At 70.8% G+C, this 11,313-nt stretch carries 8 protein-coding genes; 4 read left to right on the top strand and 4 right to left on the bottom strand.

The features are described 5' to 3' along the window. Positions 1-174: 174 nt before the first annotated feature. Complete coding sequence (locus KDM41_15035; GenBank protein MCB1184741.1) at positions 175-1,617, bottom strand: YfcC family protein; 1,443 nt, start codon at positions 1,615-1,617, stop codon at positions 175-177. A gap of 4 nt (positions 1,618-1,621) precedes the next feature. Next, the gene (locus KDM41_15040) at positions 1,622-2,137 is read right to left on the bottom strand and encodes an N-acetyltransferase (GenBank protein MCB1184742.1); all 516 of its coding nucleotides are present in this window, start codon (positions 2,135-2,137) and stop codon (positions 1,622-1,624) included. Positions 2,138-2,315: 178 nt separating this feature from the next. On the opposite strand from KDM41_15040, the gene KDM41_15045 reads away from it, so the two are divergent. Both KDM41_15045 and KDM41_15050 read left to right on the top strand, forming a co-directional pair. Continuing rightward, positions 2,316-5,636, top strand: coding sequence for a PD40 domain-containing protein (locus KDM41_15045; GenBank protein MCB1184743.1), 3,321 nt, complete (start codon positions 2,316-2,318; stop codon positions 5,634-5,636). A gap of 243 nt (positions 5,637-5,879) precedes the next feature. Then, the gene (locus KDM41_15050) at positions 5,880-6,449 is read left to right on the top strand and encodes a DUF882 domain-containing protein (protein MCB1184744.1); all 570 of its coding nucleotides are present in this window, start codon (positions 5,880-5,882) and stop codon (positions 6,447-6,449) included. Here KDM41_15050 and KDM41_15055 read toward each other — a convergent pair. Then, positions 6,366-8,069, bottom strand: a complete 1,704-nt coding sequence (locus tag KDM41_15055; protein ID MCB1184745.1) for a L,D-transpeptidase family protein — start codon at positions 8,067-8,069, stop codon at positions 6,366-6,368. The genes KDM41_15050 and KDM41_15055 overlap by 84 nt on opposite strands. Before the next feature lie 206 nt (positions 8,070-8,275). After that, complete coding sequence (locus KDM41_15060; protein ID MCB1184746.1) at positions 8,276-9,178, bottom strand: neutral zinc metallopeptidase; 903 nt, start codon at positions 9,176-9,178, stop codon at positions 8,276-8,278. A gap of 202 nt (positions 9,179-9,380) precedes the next feature. Here KDM41_15060 and KDM41_15065 point away from each other — a divergent pair, with 202 nt between their 5' ends. Further along, a complete protein-coding gene (locus KDM41_15065; GenBank protein MCB1184747.1) occupies positions 9,381-9,902 on the top strand; it encodes a glycine cleavage system protein R in 522 nt (173 codons plus the stop codon). A gap of 187 nt (positions 9,903-10,089) precedes the next feature. Beyond that, positions 10,090-11,313 (top strand): hypothetical protein (locus tag KDM41_15070; protein ID MCB1184748.1); only part of this gene is annotated, 1,224 nt, incomplete at its 3' end.

Below are 11,313 nucleotides of genomic sequence, written 5' to 3' on the forward strand. Positions count from 1 at the left end.
CGCGGCCGCGCAGGACGCGCAGGTAGCGACCGGTGCCGCAGGCGGGCTCCAGCCAGCGGTGGGGACCGCGTCCCAGGTGCCGGGCCACCGCCCGCTCCAGGGCGTCCACCTCGGCGGCGGTGCCCGGCGTGTACAGGAGGTCATACAAGACGGGGTCGTCGTACAGGCCGGCCACTAGCGGTACCCGATGGCCACGGCGATGACGAGGAAGACCCCCGACAGCAGCGTGAGCAGGCCGAACAGCGGCAGCATGAAGCGCAGCCACTTCAGGTAGGGGATCCGCGCGAGGGCCAGCATGGCCATGAGGATGCCGCTGGTGGGGATCACCGAGTTGCTGAAGCCGTCGCCGCAGGTGAAGGCGAAGACCGCGGTCTGGCGCGTCAGGCCGAGGATGTCGGCCAGGGGCGCCATGAGCGGCATGGTCACCGCGGCCTGCCCGCTGCCCGAGGGGATCAGCACGTTCAGGGTGGTCTGGAAGACGAGCATGCCCTGGGCGGCCACGTAGGGCGGCACCCGGCCGAGCACTCCGGCGGCGTGGTGCACCAGGGTGTCCATGACCTGGGCGTCCTCGAGCACCACGCTGATGCCCCGGGCGAAGCCCACCACCAGGGCGGCGACGACCATTTCCTCCATGCCCTTGACGAACGCGCGGGCGGCCTCGTCGAGGGGTAGGCGCGCCAGCAGGAAGGCGACGATGCCCATGAGGAAGAAGCCGCCGGCCATGTCGGCCATCCACCAGCCGTAGCGCTGCACCCCGAAGAGGATGAAGGCGAAGATGGCCAGGCAGGACAGCAGGATGGCGGTGTGGTGTCCGGCGTAGGCCGTCTCGTCGCCGGCGTCTTCGGAGATGGCGAAGCCCTCGTCTCCCAGCACCGAGCCCGCGGGGTCGGCTTTCACGCGGGCGCCGTAGCGCAGCAGATACACGATGCCGATGACGATGGCGCAGGCGAAGAAGGCCAGCCGGAGGCCGAGGCCGCTGTTGAGGGGCAACTCGGCGATGCCCTGGGCCACGTTCACCGTGAAGGGGTTGGTGGTCGAGGCGGCGAAGCCGATCTCCGACCCCACCAGCACGATGGCCATGCCGTACACGCGGTCGTAACCCAGGCGTTTGGCGACGATCAGGAAGACCGGGACCAGCGGGATGAATTCCTCGCCCATGCCCAGGGTCGAGCCGCCGACGGCGAGCACGAACATGAGCACGATCGTCAGCAGTGGGCCCCGGTCGCCCAGGCGGCGCAGCAGGCGGCCGATGGCGGCCGTGATGACGCCCGTGCGCTGCAGGATCCCGAAGGTGCCGCCGATGATGAAGATGAAGAAGATGATGTCGGCGGCGGCCTCGAGCCCGCGGGGGATGGCGGTCAGGAATCCCTGCAGGCTGGTGGGCGAGGCCCGGTCCGGGACTTTCTCGTCGAGCAGGATCCCGCGGGCGCTGACGTGCTTGTCGAGATGCTCGTAGGTGCCCGGCACCAGCAGGGTGCGCTCGTGCCCCTGCACCGACTTCGTCTCGCGCCGGTACTCGCCGGAGGGGATCACCCAGGTCGCGATCGAGCAGGCCAGGATCACCAGGGTCAGCAGGACGAAGACGTGGGGAACCCTGAAGCGCGGGGACGAGGACACGGAACTACCCCATCTCCTCGATGGCGTCGTGGTAGCGCACCTCGCCGCTGTACTTCTCCAGGGCTCCGGGCACCAGCTCCTTGACCATGAAGAAGGGGTCGTACTCCGGCCCGACGTAGCTGATGCCCTGCTCGACCGCGAGGCTGAACCCGAAACGCTGGTAGTAGTCGGGGTGGCCCAGGGTGACGACGACCTCGCAGCCGGCGGCGGCGCAGGCCTCGAGGCCGGCGCGGGCCAACTGCGAGCCGAGGCCCTGGTCCTGGTAGTCCGGGTGCACGGCCAGGGGCGCCAGACCCATGGTTTTCGGTCCCATGGGGGCGTCGCCGATGGCCACGGGCGTGAAGAGGATGTGCGCGGCGACCACCCGGTCGACCTCGGCCACCAGGGAGACGAGGGGCGATGCCTCGGCGCGCAAACGCTTGACCAGCAACGCCTCCGAGGGCGTCTCGTAGGCGTCCTTGACCACTTCGAAGACGCGCACGTGGTCGGCGGGCGTCTCCGGGCGGATGTGGCAGTCCATGGCGGGCATCCTTCGGGCGGGCGCGCCGGGGAATTCCGGCGGCGCGGTGTCGGAATCCACCTTGCCCCAAGCCGCGCCCCGGTGCAACAATCTTCGTCGCGCTGCGAATGAGACCTGTTCCGGCCGGCCCCAAATCAGGCTTTTTCCCTGGGAATTATTCATTTTCCGGAGGTATCCCGTGTTGCGATCCATCCCGTTCCTCGTGCTGCTCGCCATCCTGGCGGCCGCTCCCTTCGCCCTCGCCGCGGACGAGGCGCCCGGCTACGTCATGCGGTACGCCGACGTGGGCGCCGGCCAGATCGTCTTCACCTACGAGGACGACCTGTGGCTGGTGCCGCTCGCCGGGGGCGACGCCCACCGGATCACCTCCCATCCGGGCCGCGAGACGGCCGCCAAGTTCTCGCCTGACGGCAAGATGCTCGCCTTCACCGCCGACTACGACGGCGGCGGCGACGTGTACGTGATGGATGCCCGGGGCGGCGTGCCCACGCGCCTGACCTTCCACCCCTCGGGCGGCACGGCCCTCGACTGGACCCCCGACGGCAAGTCCGTCATCTTCACCTCGAACCGCGAGGCGCCCCCGTACGCGTCCGAGCTGTACGTGGTCGACGTGACGGGCGGCCTGCCCCGCAAGCTGCCGGTCGACCGCGGCTCGCTGGCCTCCATCGCACCCGACGGCAAGGCCATGGCCTTCAACCGCTTCGGGCGCCACGTGCGCACCTGGAAACGTTACGAGGGCGGCAACGCCCAGGACGTCTGGGTGGTCGAATTCGCCAGCGGCGACATCCGCCGGATCACCGACTTCGCCGGCAGCGACCAGTTCCCCATGTGGGGCGACGGCGCCATCTACTTCAACAGCGACCGCGAGGACGGCACGCTGAACCTCTACCGCTACGACACGGCCACCGAGGCCGTCACGCGCCTGACCACCTTCACCGACTACGACGTGAAGTTCCCCTCGCTCGGCGACGGCCGCATCGTCTTCCAGTACGGTTCCGGTCTGAGCGTCCTGGATCTGGCGAGCGGCCAGGTGGCCGCGGTGCCCATCACCATTCCCAGCGATCGCCGCCACATGCGGGCCGAGCTCGTCACCCCCGAGCCGCGCACGGGCGCCTTCGGTCTCTCCCCCGCCGGCGAGCGGGCCCTGGTCGTGGCCCGCGGCGAGGTGCTGAACCTGCCCACCGACGAGGGCGACGCCCTGAACGTGACGCGCACCGCCGGGTCGCGCGAGAAGTACGCGACCTGGAGTCCGGACGGCCGCTGGATCGCCCTGGTGAGCGACCGCAGCGGCGAGGAGCAGCTCTACCTCGTCGACCAGCACGGCCGGGACGAGTGGAAGGCCCTCACCGACGGCACCTACGGCTTCATGCGCCAGCCCGTGTGGTCGCCCGACTCCAAGTGGCTCGTGTTCAGCGACAAGTCCCTGAAGCTGCACCTGGTCGACGCCGCGGGCGGCGGCGCGAAGGAGATCGCCCACAGCGACTACGACGACGCCTGGGAGCGCTGGGGCATCATGGACTACGCCTGGTCGCCCGACAGCCGCTGGATCGCCTACACCAGCCAGACCGGCAACATGAACGAGGCCATCTGGCTGTACGACACCCGGACCGGCAAGAACCACAAGCTCACCGACGACATGACCCAGGACTGGTCGCCGAGCTTCTCGCCCGACGGCAAGTACCTGTACTTCCTCTCGAGCCGCACCTTCGAGCCCACCATGGGCCGGCAGGACCAGAACCACATCTTCCTGAAGACGGCGCGGCCCTACCTGTTCCTGCTGCAGGACGGCGAACGCTCGCCCTTCCACGGCGAGGACACGGTCGTGACCGCGGACGACGGCGCGGCGGACAAGGAGAAGAAGGACGAGAAGAAGGACGAGAAGGACGCCGGCACGGCGATCGACCTGGCGGGTCTGGCCGCGCGGCAGCTCGTGTGCGAGGGCGTCCCGGCCGGCAATTACTTCAGGCTGGAGGCCGTCGAGGGCGGCTTCCTGATGCTGGAGAAGCCGGAGTACGAGTTCCTCAAGTACCAGAACGTCGACGACGGCACCGGCGGCCGCCTCGACCTGAAGAAGTACGCCGTGGCCGACAAGGAGGCGACGACGATCCTCGAGGGGATCGCCAACTACCACCTCAGCGCCGACGGCAAGCAGCTCATCTACCGGGCCGGCGACAAGTACGGCATGGTGGCGGTGGCCAAGGGCGGCAAGGTGGGCGACGGCAAGATCGATCCGGGCGCGGTGAAGCTGCGGGTCGACCGCCTCGAGGAGTTCCTGCAGATCTTCGACGAGGCCTGGCGCATCCAGCGCGACTGGTTCTACGACGCGAACATGCACGGTGTCGACTGGCAGGCCATGTACGACAAGTACGCGCCCTTCGTGGCCGGTTGCGGCACGCGCGGCGACCTGAACTACCTCATCGGCGAGATGATCGCCGAGCTCAACATCGGCCACACCTACATTTTCGGGGGCGACTTCGAGGACGGCGCCGACCGCGTCGGCACCGGCGCCCTGGGCGCCGAGTTCGCGAGCGAGAACGGGGCCGACTTCTACCGCATCAGCCGCATCCTGCCCGGCGTGAGCTGGGACCCGCGCTACCGGTCGCCCCTGGCCGAGCCCGGCGTGGGCGTGCACGAAGGCGACTACCTCATCGCCATCGACGGCGTCGAGGTGCGTCGGGGCGAGAACCCGTGGGCGCTGCTGATCGACCGGGGCGGCCACATGGTCAGCGTCACCACCAACAGCAAGCCGACGGCCAAGGGCGCGACCACCGTGCGCGTCGAGGCCCTGCGCAACGAGATGGGCCTGCGCTACCGCGACTGGGTCGATCGGAACCTGGCCCACGTGACCGGGCTCTCCGACGGCCGGGTGGGCTACATCCAGCTGCCGAACATGGGCGAGAACGGCCTGGTCGAGTTCGGTCGCAGCTGGTACCCGCAGACCGGCAAGGAGGCCATGATCATCGACGACCGCTCCAACGGCGGCGGCTTCGTGGGCGACCAGATCATCGACCGGCTCGAGCGCGAGCTGTGGGCCGTGACCCAGCCCCGCGAGGGCAAGGGCGGCCGCAACCCCGAGCGGGTCTTCCACGGCCCGCTGGTGGTGCTCATCGACGGCGACACCTACAGCAACGGCGAGTTCTTCGCCGAGGCCATCAAGCGCCTGGGCCTGGCCACCCTCATCGGCGTGCGCACCTGGGGCGGCTCGACCGGCATCGAACCCCACCAGGACATGGTCGACGGCGGCGGCACCACGCCCCCGCAGTTCGGCCTCTACGGCCTGGACGGCACCTGGCCCATCGAGGGCTGGGGCGTCGAGCCCGACATCGTCGTGGTGAACATGCCGAAGGACGTGGTGGACGGGAAGGATGCCCAGCTCGACCACGCCGTGGAGTTCCTGCTGCAGCAGCTCGCGGAAAATCCCGGCAAGTGGACCATTCCGGACGCGCCGAAGTATCCGAACAAGGCGAAACCGCGCCTCTCGAAGACGATCTCCGAGTAGGCGGGATCCGGAGGAAAAAGGGGAGGGCCCGGTCGCTGGACCGGGCCCTTTTTTCGGCGGAATCGGGCTCAACCGGGTCGGGTCCGGGTCGAACACGAGTGAAACCCGACGATCGCCGGTCGAGGGCAGGCCGCGCGAACTCGGGCTTGCCCTCAACGGTCCCGATGGCCACAATTCGGCCGGGGATCGTTCCCGCACGACACGGAGGTTGAAGCCCTGAACGAGGATCGGATCCGGCTGCCGATGATGCGGCGGCACTTTCTCGGAATCTGCGGCAAGGCGGCCGTCGCGACCCTGCTGCCGGTGCCGTCGCTGGCCGGCCTGATGGCGGGCGACGCCGCCGCCGGCGACGGGCGCGTCGGCGTGGCGCCGATCGGCTCCCTCAACCTGCTCAACGTGCACACCGGCGAGCGTCTGGTCTGCACGTACCGGGAACAGGGTCGCCTGCTCCCCGACGCCCTGGCGGCCATCGATCACCTGCTGCGCGACCACCGGACCGACGAGATGCGGCCCATCGACCCGGCGCTGCTGGACCTGATGGCTTCCCTCGCCGGCAGGCTGGAATCGACCCGACCCTTCCGCGTGTTCTCCGGCTACCGCGCCCCGCAGACCAACGAGATGCTGCGCCGCCACAGCGACGGGGTCGCGAAGCGCAGCTACCACATGCAGGGCATGGCGGTGGACATCGAGCTGTCGGGCCGCACCGCACGCCAGCTGCAGGCCGCGGCGCTAGCGGAGAGGGCCGGCGGCGTCGGCTACTACCCGCGCTCCGGGTTCGTCCACGTCGACACGGGCCCGATCCGCTCCTGGTAGGTTCCGCGCCGGCGTCCCGGCGGCGATCGCCTCCTCCTGTTCCTCGACCACCCCGTAGACATCGTCGCGGAAGCACGGCCGCCCCGCGCCGTCGACCCACGCCGTCAGGTAGACCAGGTGCACCGGCACCGGCCGCGGCAGCGTGAACGAGACCGTGGCGCCGCTGTCCAGGGCCGCCGTGAATTCGCCGTAGCGGTCGCCGAGAAGGGCCTGGGCCAGCCGGACCGGTTCCTCCACGCGCACGCAGCCCGAGGAGAAGAACCTGTCCGGCAGCGTGAATTCGTACTCGCCCGGCGTGTCGTGGATGTACACGCTGTAGGGGTTGGCGAAGAGGAACTTCACCTGGCCGAGGGGATTGGCCGGTCCGGGGACCTGCTGCAGCTTGAAGGCCAGCTGCTCCGGCGCGATCGCCCGCCAGTCGATCGCCGCCGTGTCGAGTTCCGGCGCGCCGGGACGCCAGGTCTCGAACGCGCGGATACCCCGCTGCTGCAGGTAGCCGGGGTCGCGCTGCAGCTTGGGCAGCACGTCTTCGCGCGCCAGGGTCTGCGGGATGTTCCAGTAGGGATTCGCCTCGAGACAGGTGATGCGGCTGGACAGCACCGGCGTCGGCCGTTCCGGTTTGCCGATGATCGTGCGCATGGAGATCTCGACCGTATCGCCCGCCACGACCTGCAACGTCCCGCGCAGCAGGTCGACGCGGACGTGCCGCTCGCCGAGCCGGCGCGGCAGCCCCCGCAGGCGCTCGAGGCTGAACTCGATCTGGCGCAGGCGGTCGGCGGCCGGCACGTTCAGGGCGGCCAGGGTGCGCGGGCCGATGATGCCGTCGCAGGCGAGACCGAAGCGCGCCTGGGCGTCGCGCACGGCGGCCTGCAGAACCTCGTCGTAGACATCCGCGGCCTCGACGGCGACGTCGGCGACTCCGCCCGCGAGGCGCATGCGCAGAGCCGGCACCCGGGCGTCGCGGGCACCGGGCCGCAGCGTCGGCCCGTCGTCGATGTGCGGCCAGCCGCCCCGCCGGACGATCGCGCGCCAGGATCCCAACAGCCGGCGCAGGTCGGCATACTCGGTCGAGGTCGGCGCGGCGGTCTCGACGGCTTCGGACGGCGGCGCGGTCCCGTCGGCGATCCCGACGACGATCGACTCCAGTTTCCCACCGGCCCGCGGGACGAAGCCGAGTTCCTCCCGGACCGGGGACTGCAGACGGAAGCCCGCCAGGTCGGCCGTGTAGCCGGCCACGGCCGCGGTCAGGGCGACGTCCAGGGCGGCCCGCTCCCGGGGCGTGCCCCCGCCGAGCGCGACTGCGGCGTCGCGCAGTCCGGCCGGATCGTAGCGGTCGGGGTGCAGTCCATGGGAGGCCGCGTCGGCGAAGCGGTCGATCAGGGCCGGGATCTCGACCTCGGCGTCCGGGCGGAGGATCCACAGGGGACGACCCTGCCGCAGGGCATAGATGCCGGCGACGACGTCCCGATCCGCGAGCTCGACCCCGCAGGCGTCTGCGGCGGCGGCCGTGGCGGTGGCCTGGCAGATGGCGACGTATTCCAGGAATGAGCCGGGCTGCACGGCCGCGCCGCCCGGCGCGGCGAACAGCAGGAAGGCGAGGACTCCGGCCGTCAGGGTCATCGCGAGGCTCCGCGGGCACGGACCGAGCAGCTCTTCCTTGAACCTTGTCGAGTCGGGGCGAGGACGATTCCGGCATCCGGCGGGACCTTCCTGGCCAGCGGATGACGGAGGACTATTTGCTCATAAAATCATACCATGTCTAAACATGACACATCAATACCCGATTCGGGATCGCTCCGATCCCCCGTCCGAATGGGGAGCCCCCGTCAGAGCTGGTCGTAGGGGATGCCGAAGGTGTCGCCCGCGTCCATGTCCCCGGTCCGGTACCCCTTCATGAACCAACGCGACCTCTGCGCGGACGTCCCGTGGGTGAACGAGTCGGGCACGACCCGCCGACCGGCCTGGCGCTGCAGCGTGTCGTCGCCGATGGCGCGGGCGCAGTTCATGGCCTCCTCGATGTCGCCTGTCTCGAGGAAGGAGAACATCTCGTCGGCGTGGTGGGCGAACACCCCGGCCAGGAAGTCGGCCTGGAGTTCGAGCCGCACCGAGAGCCGATTGTACTCCTCCTCGGAGACCCGCCCCCGCTGTTCGTGCACGCGATCGGTGGACCCCAGCAGATGCTGCACGTGATGGCCGATCTCGTGGGCCACGACGTAGGCCTGGGCGAAGTCGCCCGGGGCCCCGAAGCGGCTCTTCATCTCCTGGAAGAAGTCGGGATCGATGTACACCGTCGCGTTCGCCGGCAGGTAGAACGGACCCATGCGCGAATCGGCCAGCCCGCCCGGCATGGGCGTGCGGTCGCTGTAGATCACGAGCTCGGCGGGGCGGTAGGTCTGGCCGCGGGCGGCGAAGATCCGCGTCCAGACGTCCTCGTTGTCCGCCTTCATGGTGGCCAGGAAGGCCGCGAGCTCGTCGTCCGGAGCCGGGGCCTCCTGGACGGTCGCGGGCGTGCCGCTGCCGCCGCCCAGCAGCGCGAGCGGGCTGACCTTGAACACGAACATGGCGACGAACGCGGCGAGGATGATCACGACCCGCGCCCGCGGGCTGCTGCGCGCCAACAGGGCGAAGATGAGTCCGGCGTCGCCGCCGGCCCGCGACGAGCCGCCCGCGACCCTCTGTCCGCGCCGATCCTCCACGTGGGAGCTGCGCCTGCGGTCCTGCCATTTCATGTCGGATGCCTTTCATTCCGGAACCGTGGTCCCGCCGCGGGGGGGGGGGGCGGGTGCGCCATCCACTCTAGGATCATTCGGCCCCCGAGATCAACGCCGGAAGGATGAAGGGCACGAATCGGGTTGAGGAATCCCCCCCGCGGCACGACATTGGGGGCACCCGGCACGGTCGCCGGGCCCCATCCGAACAGGAGCGCGTCCCATGTCCCATCTCGTGATCACCATCGTGGGCGACGACCGTCCCGGCATCGTCGAGAGCCTGTCCGCGGCCGTGGCCGACCACGGCGGCAACTGGCTTTCGAGCAGCATGAGCAACCTGGCGGGCCAGTTCGCCGGCATCATCGCCGTCGCCGTCGAGGGTGCGCAGCGCGACGAACTGGCCGCGGCCATCGAGGCGCTGCCCGGTCTGCACGTCCATTCGGTGCACGGATCGCACGATGTGGACGGCGACCTGCCCCTGGCCACCATCGAGGCGGTGGGCGTCGACCAGCCCGGCATCGTGCGCGGCCTGACCGGCCTGCTGCGCGAAGCGGGCGTGAACCTGCTCGAGTTCGCCAGCTGGACCGAGCCGGCGCCCAACTCGGGCGACCTGCTCTTCCGGGCCATGGCCGAGTTCGTTCTGGCGCCGGACCTCGATCTGGAGACGCTCGAGGGTCGCCTCGGCGCGTTCGCCGAGGAGATGGCGGTCGAGATCGAACTGGAGCTCGATTCCGAAGCGGACTGATCCCTCCCGATCCCGTGCTTCCGGGCGCCGTCTCTCCGTGATGGCGCCCGCTTGGCGCGTCGGGGGCCCGCGGACTGGTGCGCCGGTGCCGGACCTGCTACGCTGCCGCGGGGGCCAACCGGAAAATCCAGAAAAGGCAGCAGCCATCTTGCCCACGCCACCTGCGACCAGTCGGCGCCGGACCGGTTTGCGTGGATCGCCCGCGATCCGCCGCGGCCTCCGTCTGTGCGGGCTGCTGGTCGCGACCCTGGTCGCGTCGTCGCCCGCGGCGGCGGACACGCCCGGCGATCCCCGCGTGGCCGCCGCCGACTCGCTGTGGCTGGCCGGCGAGACCGCCGCCGCCATCACCGTGCTCGACGAAGGCATCGATGCGGCGCGGGCGGCCGCCGACCCGCTCCTGCTCGGCAATCTGCTGCGGCGCCGCGGCGCCATCGAGGTGGCCCTCGGACGGTCGGGAGCGGCCCTGGCGCCGCTGCAGGAAGCCCGCGCCCTGGCGCTGGCGGGGAACGACGGCGGGAACCTGCGCCCGGTCCGGCGCTGGTACGGTGTCGCGCTCGGCCAGACCGGTCAGGCGGAGGCGGCCCGGCGCGAGTTCGCGATCCTGCTGGACGAGTCCGTGGCCGCCGGGGACGTCACCCATCAGGCCTGGGCGCGGATCGGTCTCGGCTACTGGGCCTGGAACGACGGCCGGCTCGAGGAGGCCCGCCATCTCTACCGGACGGCGGCCGCCCAGCACCGGGCGGCGGACAACGCCGACGGCGAGCTCTTCGCCCTCAACGGGCTGGGCACGGTGCTGGACAACCTCGGGTCCTACGGCGAGGCGGCGGCGGTGCTGGCCCGCGTCGCGGAGCTGGCGGCCTCCCGCGGCCAGCTCTACATCGCGGGGATCGCCCGCAACAACCTGGGCTCGCTGCTGCTCGACCTCGGCGAGCCGGATCGCGCCGGCGACCATCTGCGCGAGGCCGAGTCCCTGCTGCGGCGGAGCCAGTCCGAGGCCACCTGGGTCATTCCCGCCAAGGGCCTGGCCCTGGCCGAGGCCACCCTCGGCCGGACATCGTACGCCCGCGACCGGCTCGGGGAGCTGTGGGACGTGGTCCACGGGCTGGGCCGCTCCGACCTCGAGGTCGCCGTCCTGCACACCACGGCCGAGGTCGAGCGTCTTGCCGGGCGCCCCTTCCGGGCCCGGGAGGTCCTCGCCGAACTGCTCGCCCACCCGGACCTGACCCCGGCGGCCGCCGTGGCGGCCCTGGACCTGCTGGCCCGGATCCTGGTCGAGTCCGGACAGGCCGCCGCGGCGGCCGACCTCCTGGCCGAGCGCGCCCCCTGGACCACGGCCCTGGAAAATCCCCTCCATCGGGCCCGCCTCGAGGTGGCCCGCAGCGCGGCCCTGGTCGCGGCGGGCGACACCCTC

The organism is bacterium (genome assembly GCA_020440705.1).
In the GTDB taxonomy this organism is placed as follows: domain Bacteria; phylum Krumholzibacteriota; class Krumholzibacteriia; order LZORAL124-64-63; family LZORAL124-64-63; genus JAGRNP01.

Coding starts and splice junctions, on each gene's coding strand:
- KDM41_15050 (MCB1184744.1), top strand. CDS start 5,880: ATGATGCGGCGGCACTTTCTCGGAATCTGCGGCAAGGCGGCCGTCGCG.
- KDM41_15060 (MCB1184746.1), bottom strand. CDS start 9,178: ATGAAATGGCAGGACCGCAGGCGCAGCTCCCACGTGGAGGATCGGCGC.
- KDM41_15065 (MCB1184747.1), top strand. CDS start 9,381: ATGTCCCATCTCGTGATCACCATCGTGGGCGACGACCGTCCCGGCATC.
- KDM41_15055 (MCB1184745.1), bottom strand. CDS start 8,069: ATGACCCTGACGGCCGGAGTCCTCGCCTTCCTGCTGTTCGCCGCGCCG.
- KDM41_15040 (MCB1184742.1), bottom strand. CDS start 2,137: ATGGACTGCCACATCCGCCCGGAGACGCCCGCCGACCACGTGCGCGTC.